29 protein-coding genes are annotated in these 26,553 nt (G+C 71.5%); 17 read left to right on the top strand and 12 right to left on the bottom strand.

Features of this window, described 5'->3' with window-relative positions:
- Window positions 1-32: 32 nt before the first annotated feature.
- A complete protein-coding gene (locus tag AC3ANS_RS05725; protein ID WP_488295203.1) occupies window positions 33-647 on the bottom strand; it encodes a TetR/AcrR family transcriptional regulator in 615 nt (204 codons plus the stop codon).
- A gap of 121 nt (window positions 648-768) precedes the next feature.
- Between AC3ANS_RS05725 and AC3ANS_RS05720 the strand changes: the two genes are divergently transcribed.
- Window positions 769-1,506, top strand: a complete 738-nt coding sequence (locus tag AC3ANS_RS05720) for an SDR family oxidoreductase (protein ID WP_488295202.1) — start codon at window positions 769-771, stop codon at window positions 1,504-1,506.
- A gap of 10 nt (window positions 1,507-1,516) precedes the next feature.
- On the opposite strand, the gene AC3ANS_RS05715 is transcribed toward AC3ANS_RS05720, so the two are convergent.
- The 4 genes from AC3ANS_RS05715 to lpdA all read right to left on the bottom strand — a co-directional run bounded on the left by AC3ANS_RS05715 (window position 1,517) and on the right by lpdA (window position 6,792).
- Window positions 1,517-2,713, bottom strand: a complete 1,197-nt coding sequence (locus AC3ANS_RS05715) for a SpoIID/LytB domain-containing protein (protein ID WP_488295201.1) — start codon at window positions 2,711-2,713, stop codon at window positions 1,517-1,519.
- Window positions 2,714-2,827: 114 nt separating this feature from the next.
- The gene (locus tag AC3ANS_RS05710; RefSeq protein WP_488295200.1) at window positions 2,828-3,973 is read right to left on the bottom strand and encodes a SpoIID/LytB domain-containing protein; all 1,146 of its coding nucleotides are present in this window, start codon (window positions 3,971-3,973) and stop codon (window positions 2,828-2,830) included.
- Between the two features lie 24 nt (window positions 3,974-3,997).
- Window positions 3,998-5,395 carry an NAD(P)H-quinone dehydrogenase gene (locus tag AC3ANS_RS05705; RefSeq protein ID WP_488295199.1) on the bottom strand — a complete coding sequence of 466 codons (1,398 nt, stop codon included), beginning with the start codon at window positions 5,393-5,395 and terminating at the stop codon, window positions 3,998-4,000.
- Entirely contained in the window at window positions 5,395-6,792 is a 1,398-nt protein-coding gene (gene lpdA, locus AC3ANS_RS05700) for a dihydrolipoyl dehydrogenase (protein ID WP_488296434.1), read from the bottom strand. Before lpdA ends, AC3ANS_RS05705 begins: the two co-directional genes overlap by 1 nt.
- Before the next feature lie 56 nt (window positions 6,793-6,848).
- Between lpdA and AC3ANS_RS05695 the strand changes: the two genes are divergently transcribed.
- Window positions 6,849-7,301, top strand: coding sequence for a gamma-glutamylcyclotransferase (locus AC3ANS_RS05695; protein WP_488295198.1), 453 nt, complete (start codon window positions 6,849-6,851; stop codon window positions 7,299-7,301).
- A gap of 3 nt (window positions 7,302-7,304) precedes the next feature.
- Here AC3ANS_RS05695 and AC3ANS_RS05690 read toward each other — a convergent pair whose 3' ends face one another.
- A complete protein-coding gene (locus tag AC3ANS_RS05690) occupies window positions 7,305-7,691 on the bottom strand; it encodes a VOC family protein (protein ID WP_488295197.1) in 387 nt (128 codons plus the stop codon).
- A 56-nt stretch (window positions 7,692-7,747) separates the two neighbouring features.
- Here AC3ANS_RS05690 and AC3ANS_RS05685 point away from each other — a divergent pair, with 56 nt between their 5' ends.
- The 7 genes from AC3ANS_RS05685 to AC3ANS_RS05655 are packed head-to-tail and all read left to right on the top strand — an operon-like array spanning window position 7,748 to window position 13,706.
- The gene (locus AC3ANS_RS05685; RefSeq protein ID WP_488296433.1) at window positions 7,748-8,557 is read left to right on the top strand and encodes a purine-nucleoside phosphorylase; all 810 of its coding nucleotides are present in this window, start codon (window positions 7,748-7,750) and stop codon (window positions 8,555-8,557) included.
- Window positions 8,557-9,180, top strand: a complete 624-nt coding sequence (locus AC3ANS_RS05680) for a TetR family transcriptional regulator (protein WP_488295196.1) — start codon at window positions 8,557-8,559, stop codon at window positions 9,178-9,180. Before AC3ANS_RS05685 ends, AC3ANS_RS05680 begins: the two co-directional genes overlap by 1 nt.
- A gap of 46 nt (window positions 9,181-9,226) precedes the next feature.
- Complete coding sequence (locus AC3ANS_RS05675; RefSeq protein ID WP_488295195.1) at window positions 9,227-10,264, top strand: quinone oxidoreductase family protein; 1,038 nt, start codon at window positions 9,227-9,229, stop codon at window positions 10,262-10,264.
- Window positions 10,261-11,418 (top strand): sulfotransferase family protein, encoded by a 1,158-nt coding sequence (locus AC3ANS_RS05670; protein ID WP_488295194.1) that lies wholly within the window; start codon window positions 10,261-10,263, stop codon window positions 11,416-11,418. The genes AC3ANS_RS05675 and AC3ANS_RS05670 overlap by 4 nt, the downstream gene beginning before the upstream one ends.
- 22 nt (window positions 11,419-11,440) lie before the next feature.
- Window positions 11,441-12,241 carry an NAD-dependent epimerase/dehydratase family protein gene (locus AC3ANS_RS05665; protein WP_488295193.1) on the top strand — a complete coding sequence of 267 codons (801 nt, stop codon included), beginning with the start codon at window positions 11,441-11,443 and terminating at the stop codon, window positions 12,239-12,241.
- A gap of 44 nt (window positions 12,242-12,285) precedes the next feature.
- Window positions 12,286-12,693 carry a MerR family transcriptional regulator gene (locus AC3ANS_RS05660; protein WP_488295192.1) on the top strand — a complete coding sequence of 136 codons (408 nt, stop codon included), beginning with the start codon at window positions 12,286-12,288 and terminating at the stop codon, window positions 12,691-12,693.
- 8 nt (window positions 12,694-12,701) lie between these two features.
- Window positions 12,702-13,706 carry an aldo/keto reductase gene (locus AC3ANS_RS05655; RefSeq protein WP_488295191.1) on the top strand — a complete coding sequence of 335 codons (1,005 nt, stop codon included), beginning with the start codon at window positions 12,702-12,704 and terminating at the stop codon, window positions 13,704-13,706.
- Window positions 13,707-13,875: 169 nt separating this feature from the next.
- Here the strand turns inward: AC3ANS_RS05655 and AC3ANS_RS05650 are convergent, their stop codons facing one another.
- Window positions 13,876-14,343 carry an SRPBCC family protein gene (locus tag AC3ANS_RS05650; protein WP_488295190.1) on the bottom strand — a complete coding sequence of 156 codons (468 nt, stop codon included), beginning with the start codon at window positions 14,341-14,343 and terminating at the stop codon, window positions 13,876-13,878.
- 17 nt (window positions 14,344-14,360) lie between these two features.
- On the opposite strand from AC3ANS_RS05650, the gene AC3ANS_RS05645 reads away from it, so the two are divergent.
- Entirely contained in the window at window positions 14,361-16,040 is a 1,680-nt protein-coding gene (locus AC3ANS_RS05645; protein ID WP_488295189.1) for a phospho-sugar mutase, read from the top strand.
- Between the two features lie 9 nt (window positions 16,041-16,049).
- On the opposite strand, the gene AC3ANS_RS05640 is transcribed toward AC3ANS_RS05645, so the two are convergent.
- Window positions 16,050-16,652, bottom strand: a complete 603-nt coding sequence (locus tag AC3ANS_RS05640) for a hypothetical protein (RefSeq protein ID WP_488295188.1) — start codon at window positions 16,650-16,652, stop codon at window positions 16,050-16,052.
- A gap of 26 nt (window positions 16,653-16,678) precedes the next feature.
- On the opposite strand from AC3ANS_RS05640, the gene deoC reads away from it, so the two are divergent.
- The 5 genes from deoC to AC3ANS_RS05615 all read left to right on the top strand — a co-directional run bounded on the left by deoC (window position 16,679) and on the right by AC3ANS_RS05615 (window position 21,196).
- Entirely contained in the window at window positions 16,679-17,641 is a 963-nt protein-coding gene (gene deoC / locus AC3ANS_RS05635; protein WP_488295187.1) for a deoxyribose-phosphate aldolase, read from the top strand.
- A gap of 5 nt (window positions 17,642-17,646) precedes the next feature.
- Window positions 17,647-19,095 (top strand): aldehyde dehydrogenase family protein, encoded by a 1,449-nt coding sequence (locus AC3ANS_RS05630; RefSeq protein WP_488295186.1) that lies wholly within the window; start codon window positions 17,647-17,649, stop codon window positions 19,093-19,095.
- Between the two features lie 64 nt (window positions 19,096-19,159).
- Window positions 19,160-20,029, top strand: coding sequence for an aldehyde dehydrogenase family protein (locus AC3ANS_RS05625; RefSeq protein WP_488295185.1), 870 nt, complete (start codon window positions 19,160-19,162; stop codon window positions 20,027-20,029).
- Between the two features lie 22 nt (window positions 20,030-20,051).
- Window positions 20,052-20,651, top strand: coding sequence for a hypothetical protein (locus AC3ANS_RS05620; protein ID WP_488295184.1), 600 nt, complete (start codon window positions 20,052-20,054; stop codon window positions 20,649-20,651).
- The gene (locus AC3ANS_RS05615; RefSeq protein ID WP_488295183.1) at window positions 20,648-21,196 is read left to right on the top strand and encodes a hypothetical protein; all 549 of its coding nucleotides are present in this window, start codon (window positions 20,648-20,650) and stop codon (window positions 21,194-21,196) included. Before AC3ANS_RS05620 ends, AC3ANS_RS05615 begins: the two co-directional genes overlap by 4 nt.
- 9 nt (window positions 21,197-21,205) lie before the next feature.
- Here the strand turns inward: AC3ANS_RS05615 and AC3ANS_RS05610 are convergent, their stop codons facing one another.
- Window positions 21,206-21,679 (bottom strand): DUF3592 domain-containing protein, encoded by a 474-nt coding sequence (locus tag AC3ANS_RS05610; protein WP_488295182.1) that lies wholly within the window; start codon window positions 21,677-21,679, stop codon window positions 21,206-21,208.
- Window positions 21,676-22,785 carry an adenosine deaminase gene (locus AC3ANS_RS05605; protein WP_488295181.1) on the bottom strand — a complete coding sequence of 370 codons (1,110 nt, stop codon included), beginning with the start codon at window positions 22,783-22,785 and terminating at the stop codon, window positions 21,676-21,678. The genes AC3ANS_RS05610 and AC3ANS_RS05605 overlap by 4 nt, the downstream gene beginning before the upstream one ends.
- Window positions 22,786-22,850: 65 nt before the next feature.
- Here AC3ANS_RS05605 and AC3ANS_RS05600 point away from each other — a divergent pair, with 65 nt between their 5' ends.
- Window positions 22,851-23,303: a MaoC family dehydratase gene (locus AC3ANS_RS05600; RefSeq protein ID WP_488295180.1), complete on the top strand. Its 453-nt coding sequence runs from the start codon at window positions 22,851-22,853 to the stop codon at window positions 23,301-23,303.
- Between the two features lie 21 nt (window positions 23,304-23,324).
- On the opposite strand, the gene AC3ANS_RS05595 is transcribed toward AC3ANS_RS05600, so the two are convergent.
- Together AC3ANS_RS05595 and AC3ANS_RS05590 are read right to left on the bottom strand one after the other, a co-directional pair.
- Window positions 23,325-24,614 (bottom strand): thymidine phosphorylase, encoded by a 1,290-nt coding sequence (locus AC3ANS_RS05595; RefSeq protein WP_488295179.1) that lies wholly within the window; start codon window positions 24,612-24,614, stop codon window positions 23,325-23,327.
- Between the two features lie 146 nt (window positions 24,615-24,760).
- The gene (locus AC3ANS_RS05590) at window positions 24,761-25,165 is read right to left on the bottom strand and encodes a cytidine deaminase (protein WP_488295178.1); all 405 of its coding nucleotides are present in this window, start codon (window positions 25,163-25,165) and stop codon (window positions 24,761-24,763) included.
- A 164-nt stretch (window positions 25,166-25,329) separates the two neighbouring features.
- Between AC3ANS_RS05590 and AC3ANS_RS05585 the strand changes: the two genes are divergently transcribed.
- The gene (locus tag AC3ANS_RS05585) at window positions 25,330-26,448 is read left to right on the top strand and encodes a BMP family lipoprotein (protein ID WP_488295177.1); all 1,119 of its coding nucleotides are present in this window, start codon (window positions 25,330-25,332) and stop codon (window positions 26,446-26,448) included.
- Window positions 26,449-26,553: the final 105 nt, after the last annotated feature.

The raw sequence follows: 26,553 nt of genomic DNA, 5'->3' as shown, positions 1-26,553 counted from the left end.
ACCAGTCACCCGCCGACGCTGGTGCGGCTGCACTAGTCGTGAGGCCCGAGACCTGCGTTCGCGGTCGCGGTGGCGACGAGGCGTACGGCGGCCGCGGCCGCGTCGGCGATCTCGGCGGGAGTGCCGAGCCGCCGCGCCGCGAGGGCTACGTCGCGCAGCTGGGCGTATCCGTGCGCGATGGCGAACACCTGCTCCAGCAGCACGATCGCGGCCTCCGGGTCGCCGGCGACCTCCCGCGCGGGCGGGAGCAGGCGGTCCATCACCCGGCGCCCCGCCTCGGCCAGCTCGGCGTCCTCGAGGGCGCGCAGCTCCGGGAGGAAGATCAGGTCGAGTCCCGCGCCGCGAGCGAGATGGAACTCGGTGTAGGCGGCCGCAGTGGCGGCGAGGAGCTCGACCGGGCCGCCGGCGACGGGGTGCACGGCCACCAGCCGCTGGTCGAGGGCGCGCGCGGTCTCGACGGCGGCCGCGAGGAGGAGTGCCTGCCGGCTCGGGAAGTGTCGGTACGGCGCCGCCGCGGTGACCCCGGCACGCCGGGCGGCGTCGGCCATCGAGATCGACGAGACGCCGCCCGCGGCCACGGCCTCGAGCGCGGCCTGCACGAGCGCCTCGCGGAGGTGCCCGTGGTGGTAGGCGTCCTGCGGACTCATGCGCCTCCGGCGATCGGTGAGAGATGTGACGACACCCTAACTTTGATTCGATGTGATGGGGCGCTTACATTCAATGTGAGAGGTCACTTACATCGAGCGGCCGCGACGACACGGAGACGAGATGACCGGCATCGACGGCAAGGTGGTGGCCATCACCGGCGCCAGCAGCGGCATCGGCAGAGCAGCCGCGCACCTACTCGCGGCGCGGGGCGCACAGCTGGTCCTCGGCGCCCGCGGGAGCGAGCGGCTCGAGGGCCTCGCCCGGGAGATCCGCGATCGCGGCGGCTCGGCCGTCTGGCGGGCCACCGACGTGAGGTGTCGCGAGGACCTGGCCGCACTCGTGGAGACGGCCCGGGCGGAGTTCGGCCGGCTGGACGTGCTGATCAGCAACGCCGGGGTGATGCCGGTCTCGCCCCTCGACGAGCTGCGGGTCGAGGACTGGGACCTCATGGTCGACGTCCACGTCAAGGGTCTGCTCCATGGCATCGCGGCCGCGCTGCCCCTCTTCCGTGAGCAGGGCAGCGGTCACTTCGTGACGACGGCGTCGACGGCCGGCCTCAAGATCGTGCCCACGATGGCGGTCTACGCCGGCACGAAGTTCGCGGTTCGCGCCATCTGCGAGGGCTTGCGACAGGAGGCCGGACCGGACCTGAGGGTCACGCTGGTGACGCCGGGGTTGACCGCCACCGAGCACACGCTCGGCATGGACGACGACGAGGCTCGCGCCCGGTTCGGTGCGACGATCGCCGAGCTGGCGCTGCCGGCCGAGGCCGTCGCGGGCGCGATGGCCTACGCGATCGAGCAGCCCGCGACGGTCGACGTGGGCGAGATCGTCATCCGTCCGACGGCCCAGGCGTGAGGGCGAGCGCTCAGCGTGCGGCGACCTTGAACGTCACCCAGGTCGACCTCAGGCCGAGCACGGCGCGGAACGTGTCCCCGGAGACGACGACCCGGCCCCGCGACCCGCGCAGCGCGATCGCGCGCACCCGGCCACCCCAGTCGCCGTTGCCGTCGCGGCCGGTGACCGTGATCCGGGTCAGGTTGCCGATCGCCGGCCAGGCCTGCTCGAGGCGGGTGTCGTCGACCGTGGTGGTCCAGGTGTGCACGGGGTTGCCCGACCACCCGTCGTACGGGTCCTTGCGGGCGGCCAGGTAGGGCACCGACCCGGCCGAGGTCCAGCCGCCGCTGCTGGAGCCGAACTGGGTGAAGGCCGGCTCTCCGGCACTGGTGAGGACCACGCCCGCGGTGGCGTCGACCGCACGGTTGGAGTCGGGGTACTCCGCGTCGACGCCGCCGTAGACCTGGCACGAGGAGGTGTCGCAGATCTGGTACGCCGAGGAGAGCGGGTGCTTGCGCTCGTACGACGCGTAGGTGCGGGCGGCCACGGCCTGGGCGCGGACGGCCTCGGTGCTCCACGATGCCGGGATCTCCAGCGGCACCACACCCTTGAGGTAGTCCTCCAGAGGAAGAGTGTTGACCGTGACCCGATCACCGGAGGAGGTCACGCCCACCCGGAGCCGACCTCGGTAGGAGCGCTCGCCGCTCGGCGTCACGAGCGTGATCGGCTCACCGCCCGCGAAGAACTGGCCCTGCCCCTTGAGATCTCGCCAGGGGTGCCAGCCGCGCGTGCGGTAGGACACCCTGTTGACGCCGTCGGCGCCAAGCGCGACCCGCCACTGGGACGCGCCGTTCTCGGGAAGCTTGATGCGGCCCTTGACCGCGGTGTCGCGCACGGTCAGGTCGGAGCGGGCGAGGACGACCAGGTCGTCGGTGGTGTCCGCGGTGAGCAGCACGCTCACCCGGCCCGTGCTCGTGCCCCACTCGGTGCCGGGGTAGTAGAACTCGGCGATCTGGCGGTAGGTCAGCCCCTGGCGGGCGGCACCCTCGGCGCCGTACTGCGACATCCCGTGGCCGTGCCCGTAGCCGTGCCCCTTGATCGTGATGGTCGCCCGCGACGGGACCTTCCAGACGTCCGAGTCGGCCCCGGCGGCTGCCCCGGCCGGTCCCACGAGCCCCAGCGAGGTCGCCGCGAGGGCGAGCGCGAGCAGGCTCGAGACGGCGCGCATGAGTGACCTCTGTGACGACTGTGACGGGTGGGAAACCCCATCGCATCATGCGCCACAGAGCACCGCAACGGGATCGGGCGAACTACAGATTTGTAGTTCCGGCAGATCTGTAGTTCAGGAGACGGTGAACATCGTGGAGCGCAGCCCCAGGAACCGGGCGAACGCACTGCCCGTCGTCACCTGGGTCCGCAGCGTGCCCGTGACCGTCACCTCGGTGACGTGCCCCTCGTGGACACCGTCGCCGTCACGCCCGGTCACCTCCACCGACACCAGGTCACCCAGGCCTGTCCAGTGCCGCGTGATCTCCTCGCCGGTGAACGTCCGGGTGCGCGGATCGTCGGGCATCCCGTGGTCGAACTCGTCCCACTCGGCGACCAGGTAGGGGAAGTCGCCGGCCGTCGAGTAGCCGCCGTTGCTGGCCGAGAACTGGGTGAACGCCGGCTCGCCGTCGTAGGTGAGGACCTCGCCGGCCGTGGCGGCCACGGCGGCGTCGGACCCGGTGTACTCCCCCGACGCGCCCTTGTAGACCTGGCAGGCCGCGGTGTCGCAGAGGTCGTAGTCGCGCCCGGCCGAGACGTTGCCGCGCTCGAAGACGGCGTACGTGCGCGCGGCCACCGCCTGGGCCTCGACCGCCGCGTGGGGCCACGACGCCGGGACCTCGCTCGCGACGACGCCGCGCAAGTAGGTCTCGAGGTCCACCTCGTTCACCACCCCGGACGGGGTCAGCCGCAGGGTGCCTCGATAGCTCCCGGCACCGGCCAGCGCCATCGGCTGCGAGGACTGCAGCTGGATCGCACCGCTCCGCGTGCGCCAGGTGTGCCAGGCGCCGGTGCGGTAGGACAGCTCCGAGCGGGCTCCGACCGGCTTGACCCGCCACTGCTTGACGAGCTTGCCGTCGCGCCGGGTGGGCAGCATCCACGTCTTGCCCTGCCCGAGGGCCTTGAGCCCCGAGCGCGACCGCACCGTCAGGGCGCCGGCGGGGGCGTCGGTGAGCCGCACCCGGATCGTGCCGCCCGCCGAACCCCAGGCGGTGCCGGGGTAGTAGTGCTCCGCGATCTGCCGATAGTCCTGGCCCGCGTTGGCGCGGTTGCGTGCGCCGTACTGCGAGAGGCCCTTGCCGTGGCCGTTGCCGGTGGTCGCGATCGTGACGCTGGCCGGCTCGCGGTGGACCGGCTCGCGGTGGTTCGGTTCGGAGTGCGCCGGTGACGCGGTCGCGGACAGCGTGGCAGCGGTGAGCAGGACGGCGAGCCGTCGGATCATGTTCTCCCCCGAGAGTGTGTGGGACTAGACGCGGTGCAGTCGGCGGGCCGCCTCGGCGATCGAGCCGGACATCGACGGGTACACCGTAAACGCTTGGGCCAGCTGGTCGGCGGTCAGCGACTCGGCCACCGCGATCGCGACCGGGTGGATCAGCTCGCTGGCCCGGGGCCCGACGACCACTCCCCCGACGATGGTGCGGGTGCCGGGACGGCACAGCAGCTTGACGAAGCCGTCGCGGACGCCCTGCATCTTCGCCCGAGGGTTGCCCGACAGCGGCAGCATCACGACCTCGGCCTGGATCTCGCCCGCCTCGACCGCCTGTTGCGACCAGCCCACGGTGGCGATCTCGGGGGCGGTGAACACGTTGGAGGAGACGCTCTTGAGGTCGAGCGGCTGCACCGCGTCGCCGAGGAAGTGCCACATCGCGATCCGGCCCTGCATCGCGGCGACGCTGGCCAGCATGAGTACGCCGGTGCAGTCGCCGGCGGCGTAGACGCCGCGCGCCGACGTACGAGACACGCGGTCGACGTTGACGAAGCCGCCGTCCTTGAGGTTGACGCCGGCCTCCTCGAGGCCGAGGCCCGCGGTGTTGGGCACCGAGCCGAGCGCGAGGATGCAGTGCGAGCCCTCGACCGTGCGCCCGTCGGTCAGCGTGACGGTGACCCGGTCGCCGTCACGGGTCACCGACTCCATCCGCGAGCGGGAAAGCACGGTCATGCCGCGCCGGGTGAGAACGTCCTCGAGGACCTTGGCGGCGTCGGCGTCCTCGCCCGGCAGCACCCGGTCGCGCGAGGAGACCAGCGTGACCGGGATGCCGAGGTTGAGGTAGGCGCTGGCGAACTCGGCGCCGGTGACACCCGAGCCCACGACGATCAGCTCGGTCGGCACCTCGGTGAGGTCGTAGACCTGCTCCCAGGTGAGGATCCGCTCGCCGTCCGGCTGCGCCGTGGGCAGCGTGCGGGGCGCGGCGCCGGTGGCGAGGAGGATCGCGTCAGCAGGCAGCTCCTGCTCGGTGCCGTCGGCCAGCCGGGCGAGCACCCGGTCGGGTCCGGCCAGGCTGCCCCGCCCGCGCAGGACCGTGACGCCGTCGCGCGCCAGCCGCCGGCCGATGTCGGCGGACTGGTCGGTGGCCAGCTGCTTGACCCGGGCGTTGACCTTCGCGAGGTCGACCTGGATCGAGGTCGCCGCGTCACCCTCGGAGTCGTGGAAGTTCACGCCGAGCTCCGCCGCGTCGGCCAGGTCGCTCATCACCTCCGCGGTCGCGATCAGCGTCTTGCTCGGCACGCAGTCGGTGAGCACCGCCGAGCCGCCGACCCCGTCGGTGTCGACGATCGTGACCTCGGCACCGAGCTGGGCGGCGACGTGGGCGGCCTCGTAGCCGCCGGGGCCGCCGCCGATGATGACGACGCGCTGGCTGGCCATCACAGATTGATCATGTGGCCGGCGATGCCCTCGATGGCCTCCTTCATCGCCTCCGACAGCGTCGGGTGCGCGAAGATGTTGCGGGCCACCTCGTCCGCGGTGAGGTCCCACTGCTGGGCCAGCGTCAACGCCGGCAGCAGCTCGGTGACCTCCGGGCCGATCATGTGGGCGCCGATGATCTCGTTGTAGGTCGCGTCGGCGACGATCTTGACGAACCCGACGCCCTCGGCCATCCCACGCGCCTTGCCGTTGGCGCTGAACGGGAACATCGACGTCTTGACGTCGTACCCCTTCTCCTTCGCCTGCGCCTCGGAGTAGCCGAACGACGCGATCTGCGGCTGGCAGAAGGTCGCCCGCGGGATCATGTCGAAGTTGATCTCCTGGGTCTCCGCGCCCGCGATCGTCTCGGCAGCGACGACACCCATCGCCTCGGCGGTGTGGGCGAGCATGAGCTTGCCGGTGACGTCGCCGATCGCGTAGACGTTCTCGATGTTGGTGCGGCCGCGCGCGTCGACCTCGATGGCGCCGCGCTCGGACAGCTTCACGCCGGCGTTCTCGAGGCCATAGCCCTCGACCCGCGGGGCGAACCCGAATGCCGCGAGCATCTTGTCGGCCTCGAGCACCTGGCTGTCACCGCCGCCGGCGGGGCTGACCGTGACGCGGACCCCGGAGCCGGTGTCCTCGACCTGGTCGACCTTGGTCGAGAGCAGCACCTTCACGCCCAGCTTCTTGTACTGCTTGAGCAGCTCCTTGGAGACGTCGGCGTCCTCGGTGGGGACCATCCGGTCGAGGAACTCCACGATCGTGACGTCGACGCCGAAGTTGGTCATCACGTAGGCGAACTCGACGCCGATCGCGCCGGACCCGCCGATGATGATCGAGCGCGGCAGCTGGTCGGTGAGGATCTGCTCCTCGTACGTCACGACGTTCTGGCTCACGCTCATGCCGGGCAGCATCCGGACCTTGGCGCCGGTCGCGATGATCAGGTTGTCGCAGGTGTGGGTCTGCTTCTGACCGTCCTTGTCGACCTCGACCTCGGTCGGCGACTTGATCGTGCCCCAGCCGTCGAGCTCGGTGATCTTGTTCTTCTTCATCAGGTAGTGGACGCCCTTGGCGCTGGCCTCCGCGACGCCGCGGCTGCGCTTGTGCGTCGCGCCGAAGTCCATGGTGGCGTCGCCACTGATCCCGAAGGTGTCCTTCTCCTTCGTGATGATGTGGGCGATCTCGGCGTTGCGCAGCAGCGCCTTGGAGGGGATGCACCCGACGTTGAGGCACACGCCTCCCCAGTACTTCTCCTCGATCACGGCGACGGACTGACCGAGCTGAGCGGCGCGGATAGCGGCGACGTACCCACCGGGGCCGGCACCGAGGACGAGGACGTTGAAGTGGGTCACGATCGCCAGCCTACTGAGGTGAGCGAGGTCACCCCCAGGCGCTCCACTACTCTGCAGCCGTGACGCTTTACGCCGCCTACGGGACCAACCTCGATCCCGTACGGATGAGCGAGCGGTGTCCGCACTCGCCGCTCTCCACCACAGGATGGCTCCAGGGCTGGCGCCTGACGTTCGGTGGCGAGGAGCACGGCTGGGACGGCGCACTCTCCACGATCGTGGAGGACCCGATCGAGCAGGTCTTCGTCGCCGTCTACGACATCACCCGCGAGGACGAGGCAGCGCTGGACGGGTGGGAGGCCGCCGACCTCGGGCTCTATCGCAAGACCCGGGTGCGCGTCGCCACGATGACCGGGGAGCTCGTCGTGTGGACCTACGTGCTCGACGCCTACGAGGGCGGTCTGCCCTCCGCGTCCTACCTCGGGGTGCTGGCCGACGCAGCCGAGGCCGCCGACGCCCCCGCCGACTACGTCGCCGCCCTCCGCAACCGCCCCTGCCGCTCGATCGGCCAGTAAGGCCTACGCCTCCGAGACGGTGTGGCAGACGGCCTCGACGTTGTTGCCGTCGGGGTCGCGGACGAACGCACCGAAGTAGTGGTCGTGGTACTCCGGCCAGAGGCGGGGCTCGTGGAGGACCTCGGCGCCCTGGGCGACCGCGGCGTCGAAGAACGCGCGGACCTGGTCGGCCGAGGTGGCCGTGAACGCGATGTGGACCTCGCGGTTGGGGCCCGACGCCGGGCCCGACTCGGGCTGGGCGCCGATCCAGAAGTCCGGCTTGCCCGTGCCGTAGCCGATGGCGACGTCGAAGTCCATGACACGGGTGTGGCCGAGGACGCCGAGCACGGCGTCGTAGAAGGCGGCCGACCGGGCGAGGTCGGAGCAGTTGATGCCGAAGTGGTCGATCATGCTCGAATCGTGCACCCTGCCGCCCCCGCACTAGAGTCCGACCCGTGACGCAGCCTGTGACGCAGCCTCAGACCAGCACGCCGTACGACCACGCGAACGAGGCCGCCGCACGGCTCGCCGAGCTGACGGGAGTGGAGCGCCACGACGTCGCGCTCGTCCTCGGCTCGGGGTGGCTGCCGGCAGTGGACGCTCTCGGCGAGGCGACCGCGGAGATCGCCACCACCGACCTGCCCGGGTTCTCGGCTGCGGCCGTCGCCGGCCACTCCGGCAAGATCCGCTCGGTGCGTGCCGGCGACAAGCAGCTGCTGGTGTTCCTCAGCCGCACCCACTACTACGAGGGCAAGGGCGTCGCCGCGGTCGTGCACGGCGTGCGTACGGCGGCCGCCGCAGGCTGCCGCGCGATCGTGCTGACCAACGGGTGCGGTGGGCTCAAGCCGACCTGGACGCCCGGCACACCGGTGCTGATCAGCGACCACATCAATCTGACCGGCCGCTCCCCGATCGAGGGCGCCCACTTCGTGGACCTCACCGACCTCTACAGCTCCCGGCTGCGCGCCATGTGCCGCGACGTGGACCCGAGCCTCGACGAGGGCGTCTACGTGCAGTTCCCCGGCCCGCACTACGAGACCCCGGCCGAGGTGCGGATGGCCGGCATCATCGGCGGCCAGCTGGTCGGGATGAGCACCACGCTCGAGGCGATCGCGGCCCGCGAGGCCGGCATGGAGGTGCTCGGCATCAGCCTGGTCACCAACCTGGCCGCCGGCATCAGCGACCAGCCGTTGAACCACGAGGAGGTCCTCGAGGCGGGCCGTGCCGCGGCCTCGCGGATGGGCGACCTGCTGGGACGGATCGTCCCCCGGATCTGATGGACACCCGTCGGGCTCTGGTCGAGGCCGCCACGACCGCGTTCGCCGAGCACGGCGTCTTCACCGCCTCGCTCGTCGACATCACCCGGCGAGCCGGGCAACGCAACCGCGGCGCCGTGCACTACCACTTCGGCACCCGCGAGGGCCTGCTGGTGGCGGTGCTCGAGCAGCACACGGCGTTCCTCGCCGAGCGCGAGGGCGAGCTGCTCACGCGCGCCCGCAGCACCCCGGACGACGACCTCGCGGCCGTGCTCGAGGCGATCGTGCGGCCGGCCGTCGAGCTCGCCGAGACGGGGCCCTCGGGCCGCGACTACCTCGTGATCGTCGGCGAGCTCGTCGAGGAGTACGACCGTCTGGATCCCGCCGTGGGCGAGACGCTCCGCCGCACCGGCGGGTACGCCGTCTACGACCTGCTCGCGTCCCGGATGCCCGCCGTGGACGAGGCCCTGCACAACGAGCGGCTCGCCCTCGTCACCGGGTTCATCCTGCGCGCGGTCGCTGACCGCGCCCGAGCCCAGCAGGCCTCCGCACCCGGTCGCGCCCAGCTCCCCACGGGCCGGTTCGTGGACAACCTGGTCGCGATGGCGGCTCGGATGGCGACGACCCCACCCCTTGACGATTAAAACGCCCTCTTAGTACGGTCGCCGCCATCCGAGTGATGGAGGCCACATGAGGGCTGTCCGCGTGGTCCGCCACGGCGAGCCGCACGAGGCGATCGAGGTGCAGGCGGACATCCCGGTGCCCGACCCCGGCCCCGGCGAGGTCCGCGTCTCGGTCGCCGCCGCCTCGGTCAACTTCGGCGACCTGGCCCGCTGCCGCGGCGGCGTGGCGGCGGTGATGGCGCAGCCGCCGTTCACGCTCGGCATGGACGTCGCCGGCCGCGTCGAGGCCACCGGCCCCGGCGCCGAGGAGTGGCTGGGCCGGCGGGTCGTCGGCATCACCCCGCAGTCGCTCGGCGGCCTGGCCGAGCACGCACTGGCTGCCACCGTCTTCGATGCTCCCCCGGCGCTCGACGACGCCGAGGCCGCGGCGTTCACGCTCCCCTTCCACGTCGGCTACCTCGCTCTCCACGAGCGCGCGGCGCTCCAGGCCGGCGAGACGGTGCTGGTTCGCGGCGGCGCGAGCGCGGTCGGTACGGCGGCGATCCAGCTCGCCCGGGCGGCCGGGGCCCGCGTGATCGCAACGGCCGGCGGACCCGACAAGGCCCGGCTGTGCGCCGACCTCGGCGCCGAGGTGGTCGTCGACCACACCGGGGAGGACGTCTTCGACGCGGTCATGGACGCCACCGGCGACCGGGGCGCCGAGGTGATCTTCGACCCGATCGGCGGCGAGCAGACCGAGACCATCTGGACCTGCGGGGCGCTCGGCGGCCGCTACCTCGCCGTCGGGTTCAACGACGACCCGCAGTCGGGCCTCACCGGTCGCCCGCTGCGCAAGCTCTCGATGGCGAACCTCTCGGTGCTGGGTGTGCTGCTCGCCTACCTCGACGTGCCGCGCGACTTCCGTCGCTTCGGCATCAACCCGTTCCCACCCGAGACCGGCCGACGCGTGCACGCCGCGCTGCTCGACCTGGTCGCGGCCGGGACGATCCGGCCGGTGATCGGGCGCCGGATCGGCCTCGAGGACGTCGCCGACGCCCTCGAGGACCACGCCGCCCGTCGTACGACGGGACGCACCGTCGTCGAGATCAGCCAGGAGACCCCATGAACCCCGACGAGCTGATGGCCCAGGCGGCCGAGCAGACCGGCCTCGACGACTTCGGCGACGCCGCCTTCCGCGAGGGACTCGACCGCTACTGCGCGGCGCTGGTCGAGGAGGCGCAGCTCAACGACCTCGGCGCGATGGCACTGCCGGCCTCGCTCGTCGGCGCACTGGCCAACCGGCTGAAGGTCATCCACTGGGCACGACAGCACCCTGAGGTGGGCGAGGAGCGCATCGAGGCGCCGGTCGTGGTGATCGGCATGTTCCGCGCCGGTACGACGTTCCTGTCCAACCTGCTCGACACCGACCCGGCCAACCGCGCGCTGCTCGCCTGGGAGTCGCTCGACTCGGTCCCGCCCCCGGCGCCGGCCGAGCGCCGCAGCGGACCGCGGGTCGACGCCGCCCAGGGCGGCGTCGACATGCTCGAGGCGCTCAACCCGGCGATCAGCGCCATCCACCACGAGGGCGCCGCCGACCCCACCGAGTGCATCGCGGTGATGGGCCAGGCCTTCCAGAGCATCTCGTGGGAGGCGATCGCCAACGTGCCGTCGTACGGCGCCTGGTGGCGAGGCGTCGACAACACGCCGGCGTACGACTACCACCGGCTGGTGCTGCAGACCCTCCAGAGCGGCGGGGTCCGCGGACGGTGGACCCTCAAGAGTCCTCACCACGCGATGGCGCTCGATGCGCTCGTGGCCACCTATCCCGACGCCCGGCTCGTGCTGCTGCACCGCGACCCGGTCGAGCTCGCCGGCTCCGTCTGCAGCCTGATCGACACGATGTCGAGCACGTTCAGCGACGCCGACCACCGCGCCTACATCGGCGAGCACTGGACCGAGACCCTCGAGGAGACGATCCGGCGCGTCGACGACTTCCGGGCGCGGCGGCCGGAGCACCAGATCCACGAGGTGCACTACGCGAGCCTGGCACGCGACCCGGGCGGCACCGTGCGCGGCATCTACGAGGCCCTCGGGATCGAGCCGGGCCCGGGCGGCTTCGACGCGGTGGACGCCTACGCGACCGCCCGGGTGCGCAACGAGTTCGGCGGACACGTCTACGACGTGGCGCGCTTCGGCCTCTCTGAGCCCGAGCTCCGAGAGCGCTTCAGCGCGTACGTGGAGCGCACCGGCGTCGAGCCCGAGCACGCCCCGGCCGGGTAGCGACCCGGCTACCCTTCGCGGCGTGAAGGTTCTCGTCACCGGCGCAGCCGGCAGCATCGGACGTGTCGTCACCGTCGGCCTCGCCGACCGCGGTCATGTCGTCGTCGGGCTCGACCGGATGCCGCAGCCCGACGGGGACGACGGCGCCTGGTACACCCTCGATGCGACCGACCCCGACGCCGTCGCGGCGGTGTTCGAGGCGGAGACCCTCGACGCGGTCGTCCACCTCGCCGGCCATCCCGGCGAGGCGAGCCTGCCGGACTCGCTGGCCTCCCACGTGGTCACGACCGGGGCGCTCCTGGACGCGATGGTCGAGCACGACGTACGCCGCTTCGTCTACGCCTCCTCCAACCACGCGGTCGGCCGGACGCCGCGCACCGATCTGCTCACCACCGACGCCCGTCCGCGCCCCGACACGTTCTACGGCGTGGGCAAGGTGGCCGCGGAGGCCCTGATGAGCCTGTACGCCGACCGCTACGGCATCGACGCGGTGGCCTGCCGGATCGGCTCGTTCCTGGAGCGGCCGGAGACCGTGCGCAACCTCGCGACCTGGCTGTCCCACGACGACTGCGTGCGGATGGTGGAGGCCGCGCTGACGGCGACCGCCCCGGGCTTCGCGGTGCTCTACGGCATCTCGCGCAACACCAGGGCGTGGTGGGACCTCGAGCCCGGCCGGGCCCTGGGTTACGAGCCCCTGGACGACGCGGAGGACTTCGCCGGCTCGATCGCCGCCGGCGAGCACGACGAGACGGAGGGCGCTCACGTGGGTGGGCCCTACGCGACCGCGCAGTTCGAGAGGCCGGCCCTCGACCGCTCGTCGTGACTGCCGGATTGCCTGGAGCGCACTCCAAGGACGACACTCGAGGCGTGCCCTACTCCATCGCCGAGGCCGCAACGACGACCGGCCTGACGCCCGACACCCTGCGCTACTACGAGCGCGACGGGCTGATGCTGCAACCCGTCGGCCGCTCGGCGACCGGGCACCGCCGCTACTCCGAGCACGACCTGACCTGGATCCAGCTGCTCACCTGCCTGCGCGGCACCGGCATGCCGATCCGCGACGTACGCCGGTATGCCGAGCTGGTCCGGCAGGGCGACGGCAACGAGCAGGCCAGGCTCGACCTGCTGCGTGCGCACCGGGCGCGGGTGCTCGCCCAGCTCGCCGAGGTGCAGGAGCACCTGGGCGCGATCGACCGCAAGATCGGGATCTACATCGAGAAGGTCGGGACCGATCGCGACCCGGCCCTTGACCTGGAGCGCACTCCAACCGCTTGAGTGGAGGCATGACTCTCCAGAAGCGCACTCTCGGCACCGACTCCGCCGTCACCGTCTCCGAGCTCGGACTCGGCTGCATGGGCATGTCGGAGTTCTACGGCCGCGGCGACGAGGGCGAGGCGATCGCGACCATCCACCGCGCCCTCGACCTCGGTGTCACATTCCTCGACACCGCGGACATGTACGGCCCGTTCACCAACGAGCAGCTGGTCGGCAAGGCCATCGCGGGCCGCCGCGACGAGGTCCAGCTCGCCACGAAGTTCGGCAACGAGCGGCTCCCGGACGGCACCCGCGTCGGCATCAACGGCAAGCCCGACTACGTCCGGGCCGCCTGCGACGCCTCGCTGCAGCGGCTCGGCGTGGACCACATTGATCTCTACTACCAGCACCGCGTCGACAAGACCGTCCCGATCGAGGAGACGGTCGGCGCGATGGCCGAGCTGGTCGCGGCCGGCAAGGTCCGTCACCTCGGCCTCTCCGAGGCCTCGGCCGCCACCATCCGCCGAGCCCACGCCACCCACGCGATCACCGCGCTGCAGTCGGAGTACTCGCTGTTCACGCGCGACCTGGAGGACGAGATCCTCCCGGTGCTGCGCGAGCTCGGAATCGGCCTGGTGCCCTACTCCCCGCTCGGCCGCGGCATCCTGACCGGCGCCATCACCTCCGAGTCCTCGCTGGACGCCGACGACTCGCGGCGCTCGGCGTACTTCCCGCGCCTCAACGGCGAGGGCCTGCGCGCAAACCTGCAGCTCGTCGACCGGGTGCGGGCGATCGCCGACGAGAAGGGCTGCACGCCCGGCCAGCTCGCGCTCGCCTGGGTGCTCGCTCAGGGTGACGACGAGCTGGGGGTCGCACCGATCCCCGGCACCAAGCGCGTGAAGTACCTCGAGGAGAACGTCGGCGCCGCGTCCGTCGAGCTCACCCACGCCGACCTGGCCGCCCTCGACGCGGCGGTCCCGCGCGACGCGGTCGTCGGCGAGCGGTACGGCGACATGAGCTCCATCGACGCCTAGCGCAGCCGCGCCAGCGGATGCGGTGATGGTGGTCGAGCGAGCCGCGCGACCGAGCTCGCGAGGTCGCGACCGGCGTGTCGAGACCGCAGCCGCGCCAGCGGATGCGGTGATGGTGGTCGAGCGAGCCGCGCGACCGAGCTCGCGAGGTCGCGACCGGCGTGTCGAGACCTCAGTAGCGCAGCGGAACGTCTGATCGCGGTGGGGTCTGACCGGCCACCTGCGCCGACAGCCCCGCGATGCAGCCGGCCATCATCCGGTGGTGGTTCCAGCGCAGCACCGGTCCGGCGACGTACGACGCCGCGCCGAGCAGTCCGCCGACCGTGACCCGTTGGTCGAGGGCCAGCTCCGTGCCGCCGCGGGCGGCCCCGAGGTCGAATCGAACGGTGCCCGACAGGTCGCCGGAGACCGCCACCTCGAGCCGCGACGGCGACCGGTCGGCGGCGTGCAGGACCAGGTCGAGCGTGTAGGGCAGGACCGAGCGGCAGAGCACCCGTGCGTCGTCGGGCCCGAGCGTGGCGACCGCGACGACCTGGGGCCACCACTGGGGATAGCGCTCGAGATCGACGAGCACGTCGTGGACGGCGGCGGGCGGCGCGGGAACGAGCCAGCGACCACCGAAGACGAACGAAGGACTCACCCTCGTATCGTGCCCTCATGACGTCCGCCGAACTGAACACCGAAGTGAGCGCACTGCTCGAGACCGCCCGCGCCTGGGCGGCCGACGACCCCGACGACCAGACCCGTGCGGAGCTCGAGGCGGTGATCGCGGACGTCGAGGCGGGCGCCGACCCCAGCGACCTGCGCGACCGCTTCGCCGGGACCTTGGAGTTCGGCACCGCCGGGCTGCGCGGCGCGCTGGGCGCAGGCTCCAACCGGATGAACCGGGTGGTGGTGACCCGCGCCGCGGCCGGGCTGGCGGCGTACCTCATCGAGCAGCGCCTGCGTGACCCCAACGCCGGCCGCGCATCGGTCGTGATCGGGTACGACGCCCGCCACAACTCCGACGTGTTCGCCCGCGACACCGCCGAGGTGATGACGGGAGCCGGGCTGACGGCGTACCTGCTCCCCCGCCCGCTGCCGACGCCGCTCCTCGCCTACGCGATCCGTGAGCTCGGCTGCGTCGCGGGCGTGATGGTCACCGCCAGCCACAACCCGCCGCAGGACAACGGCTACAAGGTCTACCTCGGCGACGGCAGCCAGATCGTGCCGCCCGCCGACGCCGAGATCGCGGCCCGGATCGCGGCGGTCGGCCCGCTCGCGGGGGTGCCGCGCGGCGGCAGCGGGACGATGCTCGACGAGGAGATCATCGACCGCTACGTCGACACCATCGCCGGCCTCGCGCCGGACGGACCTCGCGACCTCTCGATCGTCTACACCCCGCTGCACGGCGTCGGTGGCACCACGGTCCAGCGCGTGCTGGAGGCCGCGGGCTTCTCCGAGCCGGCGGTCGTCGAGCAGCAGGAGCAGCCCGACGCGGACTTCCCGACGGTGGCCTTCCCCAACCCGGAGGAGCCGGGCGCGATGGACCTCGCGATGGCGCTGGCCCAGGCTCGCGGTGCCGACCTCGTGGTCGCCAACGACCCCGACGCCGACCGGTGCGCGGCCGCCGTCCCCGGCCCGCACGGCTGGCGGATGCTGCGCGGCGACGAGGTCGGGGCGCTGCTGGCGCACGGGCTGTTGAGCCGCGGCAAGCAGGGCACCTACGCGACGAGCATCGTGTCCTCCAGCCTGCTCGGCAAGATGGCCGCGGCGGCGGGTCAGCCGTACGCCGAGACGCTCACCGGGTTCAAGTGGATCGGTCGTGTCGACGGCCTGGCCTTCGGCTACGAGGAGGCGCTGGGCTACTGCGTCGACCCCGAGCACGTGAAGGACAAGGACGGCGTCTCCGCGCTGCTGCTGCTCTGCGAGCTGGCCGCGGCCGCCAAGGCCGAGGGCCGCGGGCTGGTCGACCTGCTCGACGACATCGCGGTCGAGCACGGGCTGCACGCCACCGACCAGCTCTCCGTACGCGTCTCCGACCTCGGGGAGATCGCGGCGGCGATGGCCCGCCTGCGCGCGACGCCGCCGACCGAGCTCGGCGGGCTCCGGGTCGAGCGGGCCGACGACCTCTCCACGGGCGGCCCGGACCTGCCGCCGACCGAGGGGCTGCGCTACCACCTCGCCGACGGTGCGCGGGTCGTCGTACGTCCCAGCGGCACCGAGCCCAAGCTCAAGTGCTACCTGGAGGTCGTGGTGCCGGTCGACGCCGACGGCGGGGTCGACGCGGCCCGGATCGTGGCGGCCGGGCGGCTCGACGCCGTCCGCGACGGCATCAAGGCCGCCGCGGGGATCTGAGCCCTGCGGTCAGCGGAGCGCGAGCGCGACGACGAGCCCCGCGGCCAGGAGCGTCACCGCGGCGATCTCCGGCCAGGCCCAGGTACGGCGTACGGGATCGTCCGCGCCGCCATGGAGCTCGCGGTGCTCCTGGGAGAGGTGCGCGATCCGCTCCTCGACGTAGACCTGGTAGGTGTCGGTGGCGGTGGGCCGCGGCTTGTCGCGGGCCCTCGTGGTGCGCAACGTCTGGCGGGCCGAGTAGCCCACGACCGGCGAGGCGTAGCGCTTGCCGGCCACGTGGACGGCAAGCACCTGACCCACGGCGACCCGGCCGATCGCACCCAGGGGGATGTGGTCGGTGTGGAACATGCCGCGCAGCACCAGGTCACGCGGGGTGACCCACACCGCCGGGCGCAGCAGGGCGACCCAGACCAGGGCCGCGCCGAGGAGCGCGCCGATCGCCACAGCCGGCGCCGCATCGGCGTCCCAGGACCGCAGCGCGAGCACCAGGACGGCGGCCGCTCCGGCCAGCCCGACGTAGCCGCTGAACCGCCCGCTGGTCGCGTGGAAGCGCTGCAGATCACTCTGCGCGCCGGGCTCCGTCATCGTGGTGCTCTCCTGGTTGTGGTCCATCGCGCGGACAACCCTATGCTGGGTCGGTGAGCAGCACTCCCACGATCCTCGAGGACGTCACCGGATCGGAGGCCTCCCTACGGCGGTTCCTCCACGGGCTGCCGGGGGTCGACCAAGTCGGGGCGGAGGCTCGGGCAGCCGGCCTCGCGACCCGGTCCATCAAGACCACGGCCAAGGCCTACGCGCTGGACCTGGCGATCCGCATGGTCGACCTGACGACCCTGGAGGGCCAGGACACCCCGGGCAAGGTGCGGGCGCTCGCGGCGAAGGCGATCCGGCCTGACCCGTCCGACCCGACCTGCCCGTCCACCGCCGCGGTCTGCGTCTACCCCGACATGGTCTCCTTCGCGAAGGAGACGCTCGGCACGAGCGGCGTCCACGTCGCCGCGGTGGCGACCGCGTTCCCCAGCGGCCGCGCGGCCCTGGACATCAAGCTGGCCGACGTACGCGACGCCGTCGAGGCCGGCGCGGACGAGATCGACATGGTGATCGACCGCGGCGCGTTCCTCGCCGGTCGCTACCAGCACGTCTACGACGAGATCGTCGCCGTCCGGGAGGCCTGCCGGCGTCCCGACGGCGAGGACGCGCACCTCAAGGTGATCTTCGAGACCGGCGAGCTGCAGACCTACGACAACGTCCGGCGCGCGAGCTGGCTGGCGATGATGGCCGGCGCGCACTTCATCAAGACCTCGACCGGCAAGGTCCAGCCGGCCGCGACTCTGCCGGTCACCCTGGTGATGCTGCAGGCGGTCCGCGACTACCGCGCGATCACCGGCCAGATGGTCGGCGTGAAGCCCGCCGGCGGCATCCGCACCGCCAAGGACGCGATCAAGTACCTCGTGATGGTCAACGAGGTGGCCGGTGACGACTGGCTCGACCCGGCGTGGTTCCGCTTCGGCGCCTCGACCCTGCTCAACGACCTGCTCATGCAGCGCACCAAGATGACCACCGGCCGCTACTCCGGTCCCGACTACTTCACGCTGGACTGATTCCCATGCCCTTTGAGTACGCCCCGGCCCTCGAGTCCCGCGCGATCGTCGACATCAAGCAGTCGTACGGCCTGTTCGTCGACGGCCAGTTCGTCGAGGGCCACGGCACGCCGTTCAAGACGATCAGCCCCGCGACCGAGGAGGTGCTCGCCGAGATCGCGGAGGCCGACCAGGCCGACATCGACGCGGCCGTCAAGGTCGCCCGCCGTGCCTACGACCGGGTCTGGTCGCGGATGCCGGGCCGCGAGCGCGCGAAGTACCTCTACCGGATCGCGCGGATCATCCAGGAGCGCAGCCGCGAGCTCGCCGTCCTGGAGTCGCTCGACAACGGCAAGCCCATCAGGGAGTCGCGCGACGTCGACGTGCCGACGGTCGCCGCGCACTTCTTCTACTACGCCGGCTGGGCCGACAAGCTCGAGTACGCCGGCCGCGGTGCCGACCCGCAGCCCCTGGGTGTGGCCGCACAGGTGATCCCCTGGAACTTCCCGCTGCTGATGCTGGCCTGGAAGGTCGCCCCCGCGCTCGCCTGTGGCAACACCGTGGTGCTCAAGCCGGCCGAGACCACGCCGCTGACCGCGCTGCTGTTCGCCGAGATCTGCCAGCAGGCCGATCTGCCGCCGGGTGTGGTCAACATCGTCACCGGCGCCGGTGCCACCGGTCAGGCGCTCGTGGGACACCCCGGCGTCGACAAGGTGGCGTTCACCGGGTCGACCGAGGTCGGCAAGGCCATCGCCCGGTCCGTGGCCGGCACCGACAAGCGGGTGACGCTCGAGCTCGGCGGCAAGGCCGCGAACATCGTCTTCGACGACGCCCCCATCGACCAGGCGGTCGAGGGCATCGTCGACGGGATCTTCTTCAACCAGGGCCACGTCTGCTGCGCGGGCTCACGCCTGCTCGTGCAGGAGAGCATCGTCGAGGACCTCCTCGAGCGGCTCAAGGCGCGGATGTCGACGCTGCGCATGGGTGACCCACTGGACAAGAACACCGACATCGGCGCGATCAACTCCGGCGAGCAGCTCAAGCGCATCCGCGAGCTCTCCGAGGTCGGCGACGCCGAGGGCGCCGAGCGCTGGGAGGTCGCCTGCGACCTGCCCACCAAGGGGTTCTGGTTCCCGCCGACGCTGTTCACCGGCGTCTCCCAGGCCCACCGCATCGCCCGCGAGGAGATCTTCGGCCCGGTGCTGTCCGTGCTGACCTTCCGCACGCCGGCCGAGGCGCTCGAGAAGGCCAACAACACGCCGTACGGACTCTCCGCGGGCGTGTGGACCGACAAGGGCTCGCTGATCCTCAAGATGGCCAGCTCGCTGCGCGCCGGCGTGGTCTGGGCCAACACGTTCAACAAGTTCGACCCCACGAGCCCGTTCGGTGGCTACAAGGAGTCGGGCTACGGCCGCGAGGGCGGCCGTCACGGTCTGGAGGCATACCTAAGAACACCCCACGGAAGCGCGCGATGAGGGCGCTCCGCGCCGAGGGCGCACGCTTCCGCGGGGACCCCGTTCGCCACGTAAGGATGTACCTGTGAACCGGATTGACGTGCGCAAGACCTACAAGCTCTACATCGGGGGCGCGTTCCCCCGGTCGGAGTCCAGCTACACCTACGAGGTCCTGGACAGCAAGGGGAAGTTCGTGGCCAACGCCGCCCTCGCCTCCCGCAAGGACGCCCGTGACGCGGTCGCCGCGGCCCGCAAGGCGTTCGGCGGCTGGTCGAGCCGCACGGCGTACAACCGCGCGCAGATCATCTACCGGATCGCCGAGGTCATGGAGGACCGCCGCCCGCAGTTCGTGCAGGCGGTCAGCCAGTCCGAGGGCCTCTCGGCGGGCAAGGCCGGCGGGGTCGTCGACGAGGCCATCGACCGCCTGGTCTGGTACGCCGGCTGGGCCGACAAGATCGCCCAGGTCGTCGGCAACGCCAACCCGGTGGCGGGGCCGTTCTTCAACCTCTCGACCCCCGAGCCCACCGGCGTCGTCGCGGTCCTGGCGCCGCAGGACTCCTCGCTGCTCGGACTGGTGAGCGTGGTCGCACCGGTGATCGTCACCGGCAACACCACGGTGGTCGTGTCGTCCTACGAGCGGCCGCTGCCCGCGGTCACGTTCGCCGAGGTGCTGGCCACCTCCGACGTGCCGGGCGGCGTGGTCAACATCCTCACCGGATCGGCCGCGAGCGTCGGCCCGTGGCTGGCCTCGCACATGGACGTCAACGCGATCGACCTGGTCGGGATCGCCGGGGACGCCGCGCTGGCCACCGACCTCGAGGTCGCCGCTGCCGACAACCTCAAGCGCGTCCGTCGAGCACCGGCCGCCGAACCCGACTGGGCACTCGACCCCGGACTCGAGCCGATGACGGCGTTCTTGGAGACCAAGACCGTCTGGCACCCCATCGGGGTGTGAAAGCAGAGCATTGCAAGCACGTGTGATCGTCCTGGCCGGGCCCTCGGGGGCGGGGAAGTCCCGCCTCGCCGAGCGCATCGGGCTCCCCGTCCTCCGGCTCGACGACTTCTACAAGAACGGCGACGACCCGACGCTCCCCCGGATCGCCGAGGGCGCGAACGCCGGGATCGTCGACTGGGACGACCCGCGGTCGTGGTGGCTCGACGACGCGCTCGCGGCACTGGACACGCTCTGCCGCGAGGGCAGCGCCCAGGTGCCGGTCTACGACATCGCCCGCGACGGCCGGTGCGGGGTGCACACCTTGGACCTCCAGGGATCCGGGCTGTTCGTGGCCGAGGGCATCTTCGCCCAGGAGGTCGTGCCGCACATCGGCGAGACCGGCCATCTGGCCGCGGCGTACTGCGTGCGCCAGCACCCACTGGTGACGTTCTGGCGCCGGCTGACTCGCGACCTGCGCGAGCACCGCAAACCACCGCGGGTGCTGGTCCGGCGGGGGCTGGCGCTGATGCACGACCAGCGTCGCGTGGTCGCCCACGCCGTCGACCGTGGCTGCCAGCCGGTGACCCCGGACCAGGGGTACGCCGCCATCACGGCCCTGGCCGACCGGAGCGCGCTGCGGTGAGCGTCGACTGGCCCGAGCGGGTGTTCCGCGAGCGCCTGGTCCAGCCGGACCGGGTCTCCTGCGGCGCCACCGTGCTGGTCGTCGCGCGCATGATCCTCGACCACGACTACGGCGAGTACATCGGCGCCGCGCCCTCCGTGCCGGAGCGGTTCCGCGAGGAGGTGCTCGCCACGCACCGTCGGGTGACCGCCGCCGTCGATCGCGGTCACCTCCAGCTGCCCTGGCCGCGCTCGCTCGGCACGCCGCCCTGGGCCGTGGCCCACCAGCTCGGCGAGCGCGAGGTGCGCTGGATCCGCACCGCACCCGGCCCAGGGTACGACGCGATCGTGGCAGCGACCCGGCGCGTGCAGCCCGTCCCCGTCTACATCGGCAGCCGGTGGCTGCCGCGCCACGTCGTGCTGGCCCTGGGCGAGCACGAGGGCGCCCTGCGCTTCTACGAGCCGGCCCGCGGTCGGCTCATGGACGTCTCGCGCTCGGAGTTCGCCAGCGGGCGGGTGGGGCTTGCGGGCTGGGACCACGCCTGGTGGGCGATCCTGCCGGACTGAGTCCCGGGCTCAGCTGGTCCACACGACGAAGATCAGCACCAGCCAGGCGATCGGCATGGCCAGCGCGAGAGCGAGCGTCAGCCACGCGAGCAAGAACGACGTCCGCCCGGCACCCTCGACCGTGCCCTCCGTCGCGACCAGGTCGACGCGTCGCGGGCGCTCGGGGTCGTAGGCGACCGCCACCCGGTCCCCCACCCGGGGCAGCGGGTGGGGAGCGTCGGTCAGGGTCTCGGCCTCGATGTCCTGGCCGCCCGCCGGGGTGAAGCGGACCCGCAGGAAGTAGCGGGTGTCCGGCGAGGAGCCGAGCGCGACGTCCTTGGCCTCGAGACCGACGACCTCCGCCTCGGTCTCGACGGCGCGGTCCCGGAACCCCTCGGCGAGCCGCCGCTGCCGCACGCCCCGCGCGAACAGCACCGCGGCGACGACCAGCAGCACCGCGCCGGTCCCGAGCAGGATCAGCGACGGGACCGGGTGCACGCTCACCCGAGCTCCTCCTGGAGGGCCCGGTACTCCGGCTTGATCAGGTCGTTGATCAACGCCAGGCGCTGGTCGAACGGCAGGAACGCGGACTTCATCGCGTTGATCGTGAACCACTCGAGGTCATACAGGCCGTAGTCGAAGGCCTCGACGAGCGACCACAGCTCGTGGGTGACCGACGTGCGGCTCATCAACCGGTTGTCGGTGTTCACCGTGACCCGGAAGCCGAGCTTCTTCAGCAGCCCGATCGGGTGCTTCGCGATCGACTCCGCGGCGCCGGTCTGCACGTTGGACCACGGGCACATCTCCAGCGGGATCCGCTTGTCGCGCACGTACGCCGCGAGCAGCCCGAGGCTCACCTCGCCGTCGTCGGCGACGGTGATGTCGTCGATGATCCGCACGCCGTGACCGAGGCGGTCCGCGCCGCACCACTGGATCGCCTGCCAGATCGACGGCAGCCCGAAGCCCTCGCCCGCGTGGATCGTGAAGTGCGCGTTCTCGCGCTGGAGGTACTCGAAGGCATCCAGGTGACGGGTGGGAGGGTAGCCCGCCTCGGCACCGGCGATGTCGAAGCCGGCGACCCCGCGATCGCGCCAGGCGATCGCCAGGTGAGCGATCTCCATCGACCGGGCCTGGTGACGCATGGCGGTGAGCAGCTGGCGTACGACGATCCGCCCCCCAGCCGCCTCGACACCCTGATCGAACCCCTCCTGCACGGCGGCGACGACCTCGTCGAGGGTGAGTCCCTGGGTCACATGCTGCTCGGGGGCGTAGCGCACCTCGGCGTACACGACCCCGTCGGCGACCAGGTCCTCGACGCACTCACGCGCCACCCTGGTCAGGGCCGGAGCCGTCTGCATCACCGCCACGGTGTGATCGAAGGTCTCGAGGTAGCGCTCGAGCGAGCCGGAGTCGGACGCCTCGGCGAACCACTGGCCGAGCGACTCGGCCGACATGTCGCCCTCCACGGCGGGCAGCTGGTGGCCGACCTCCGCCGCCAGCTCGATGATCGACTGCGGGCGCAGGCCCCCGTCGAGGTGGTCGTGCAGCAGTGCCTTGGGCGCCCGGCGCACCTGCTCGAGGGTCGGGATCGGATTGGGATGCGCGGTCATGCTCCGATCCTTCCACCTCTCGGGCCCGGTCCGCGCGGGGTGCGGCTGACCGGTAGGTTCCCGGCATGCGCGTCTTCACGACATTGGACGAGGTCGCCGCCGCGAGCGGCGAGGAGCTGGGCACCTCCGCGTGGCTCACGATCGAGCAGGACCGGGTCGACCGGTTCGCCGACGCCACCGGCGACCACCAGTGGATCCACGTCGATCCCGATCGTGCCGCGACGGGACCGTTCGGCGGCACCATCGCCCACGGCTACCTCACGCTGTCGCTGGTGCCGTTCCTCGGCAGCCAGGTGTTCGCGCTCGAGACCCCCGGCGCCAAGCTCAACTACGGCGTCAACAAGGTCCGGTTCCCGAACCCCGTGCTCGTCGGCAGACGGGTCCGCGCCCACGTCACGCTCGCCGAGGTCACCGACCTGCCCGCCGGCAAGCAGCTCACGCTGCGCTACACCGTCGAGATCGAGGGCGAGTCCAAGCCCGCCTGCGTCGCCGAGACCGTGGTCCTGCTCCTCCCCTGACCACCCGGGGGCTCGCGTCGATCAGCTGATCCGGTCGATCACCAGCGGCGAGGGAGAGTACGCCGTGTCCGCGGGCGCGATGTCGTAGCCGCCCTCGAGCGACCCCAGGGCACGGTCGAAGCGCTCGGGCTCGTCGGTGAGCAGCGTGAAGAGCGGCTGGCCCTCGGTGACCTGGTCACCGGGGCGGGCGTGCCAGACGACACCGGCACCGGCCTGCACCGGGTCCTCCTTGCGAGCCCGACCGGCACCGAGGCGCCAGGCGGCGAGACCGACCGCCATCGCGTCGAGGCGGGTCAGCACACCGGAGGAAGGAGCGTTCACGACGTGACTCTCCCGGGCCGCGGGCAGCTCGGCGTCCGGGTCGCCGTCCTGGGCCCGGATCATCGCCTTCCAGGCGTCCATGGCCGAACCGTCGGCGAGCTTGTCGGCCGGGTCGATGTCCGCGCGCCCGGCCCCCGCGAGCATCTCGCGGGCCAGCGCCAGGGTCAGCTCGACCACGTCGGCAGGGCCGCCGCCGGCGAGGACCTCGACGGACTCGGCGACCTCGATCGCGTTGCCCGCGGTGAGGCCTAGCGGCGTCGACATGTCGGTGAGCAGCGCGACGGTGTGCACGCCGGCGTCCTTGCCGAGCGCCACCATCGTCGAGGCGAGCTCACGGGCGGCGTCGACGTTCTTCATGAACGCGCCGGTGCCGACCTTGACGTCCAGCACGAGCGAGCCGGTGCCCTCGGCGATCTTCTTGGACATGATCGATGACGCGATCAGCGGGATCGCCTCGACCGTGCCGGTGACGTCACGCAACGCGTACAGCTTCTTGTCTGCCGGGGCGAGCCCGTCGCCCGCCGCGCAGATCACCGCGCCGACGGACTCCAGCTGGGCGAGCATCTCCTCGTTGCTCAGCGCCGCACGCCAGCCGGGGATCGACTCGAGCTTGTCGAGAGTGCCACCCGTGTGTCCCAGTCCGCGCCCGGAGAGCTGGGGTACGGCGACGCCGCAGGCCGCCACCAGGGGAGCCAGTGGGAGCGTGATCTTGTCTCCGACGCCACCGGTGGAGTGCTTGTCGGCGGTAGGCCGGGACAGCGTGGAGAAGTCCATCCGCTCCCCCGAGGCGATCATCGCCGCCGTCCAGCGGGCGATCTCGCGCCGCTCCATCCCGTTGAGCAGGATCGCCATGGCGAGGGCCGACATCTGCTCGTCGGCCACGTCGCCTCGGGTGTAGGCGTCGATGACCCAGTCGATCTGACTGTCGCTCAGCGAGTGCTTGTCGCGCTTGGCCGAGATCACCTCGACGGCGTCGTGCTGTGCTGCCATTGCTGGTGAGGGGCGCGGCGCCGGATGCGGCCTGGTCCCCTATCCCCTTTCAGGTCTGCCAGAACCCTAGACGCCCGGGGTGGTGCGCGGTGGGGCAGATCCCCGACGTGCGGATCGCCGCTCGCCGAGCGGTGTCCCCACCCGGCTCAGTGCTGCAGGTCGGCCGGGCCGAAGGCCTGCGGGAGGACCTCGTCGATGCTGCGCAGTCCCTCGGGGGTGAGGACCTGCAGGTCCGGCCTGCCGTTCTCCGACAGGAGCTGACGGCAGCGCCCACACGGCATGATCACGTCCCGATCCCCGTTGACGCACACGAAGTGCGTGAGCTTGCCGCCGCCGGTGATGTGCAGCTGGGAGACCATGCCGCACTCGGCGCAGAGCGTCACGCCGTACGCCGCGTTCTCGACGTTGCAGCCGACCACCACCCGCCCGTCGTCGACGAGCGCCGCCGCTCCCACGTGGTACGTCGAGTAGGGGGCGTAGGCCCGGTCCGCGGCGTCCCCGGCGGCCTCGCGGAGCTGGTCCCAGTCGACAGCGTCAGCATCGGTACTCAAGCGGAAAGGACCTCCGGCCGGAAAAGATGGGACCAACAGCACAACATGGTAACCGTTGGGTAGATCCGCCGACATCAACCGGCGTCTTCGGTACGGTGCTGACCGTCGCCTCGCGACCGCGAGGCGCATGACTGGAGGCAGTAGTGAACAACTTGAGGAAGGCTGTGAGCGGCAGTGTGGCCGCGCTCCTCGCGACCGCGGTCCTGGCATCGTGCGGCTCCGAGCCGGAGGACAAGGCGGGCGACAAGCCCAGCACCGGCACTGACACCAGTTCGGCGTCGGCGGCACCTGACTTCCTGCCGTGCATCGTGTCCGACGCGGGCGGCTTCGACGACAAGTCGTTCAACCAGCTCTCTTACGAAGGCGCGAAGCAGGCCGCCGACGAGCTCGGCACGGACTTCAAGCCCGTCGAGTCCAACAGCGACGCCGACTACGCACCCAACATCGACAACCTGATCGCCCAGGGCTGCGACGTCATCGTGACCGTCGGCTTCAACCTCGCGGCTGCGACCAAGGACGCCGCCAAGGCGAACCCCGACGTCAAGTTCGTGCTGATCGACGACTCCGCTGACGGCGGCGCCGACGGCCAGACCTTCGACGGCAAGGCCGACGAGCCCAACATCAAGCCGCTGCTCTACGACACCGCTCAGGCCGCGTTCCTGGCCGGCTACGCGGCAGCCGACTACAGCAAGACCGGCGTCGTCGGCACGTACGGCGGTCAGCCGTACCCGACCGTGACGATCTTCATGGACGGCTTCAAGCAGGGCGTCGACTACTTCAACAAGGAGACCGGCAAGACCGTCAAGGTCGTCGGCTGGGACGGCAAGAACGGTCTGTTCACCGGTGGCTTCGAGGCCAACGAGAAGGCCACCAACACCGCCAAGCAGATCATCGACCAGGACGCCGACGTGATCCTGCCGGTCGGTGGCCCGATCTACCAGGGCGCGGTGACCGCGATCGCCGACTCGGGCAAGGACGTCGCGATGATCGGTGTCGACGCCGACCTGTACCAGACCGACCCCGACACGCAGAGCGTCGTGCTGACCTCGATCCTGAAGAACATGAAGATCTCGACCTACGAGGCGATCATGTCGGCCGCCAACGACGGCGACAGCTTCGACTTCTCGCCGTACGTCGGCACCCTGGAGAACGACGGGGTCGGCATCGCCGACTTCCACGATTTCGCCTCGAAGGTGCCTGCCGACCTGTCCGGCAAGCTCGACGAGATCAAGAAGGGCATCATCGACGGATCGATCCCGGTGAACTCCTACCTGAACCAGTGATCCTGGTCGCGTAGGTCTCCTACGATCCACGGAAGGGGAGGTCGGCATCGCTGGCCTCCCCTTCTTCGGCCCTTCCATCCCAGCGCCGCAGGGCGCTCCCGGGCC

It is taken from the genome of Nocardia sp. 149-1B (assembly GCF_057747975.1).
The sequence above is the reverse complement of the archived record's forward strand: the minus strand, read 5'-3'. Positions and strand labels throughout refer to the sequence as shown.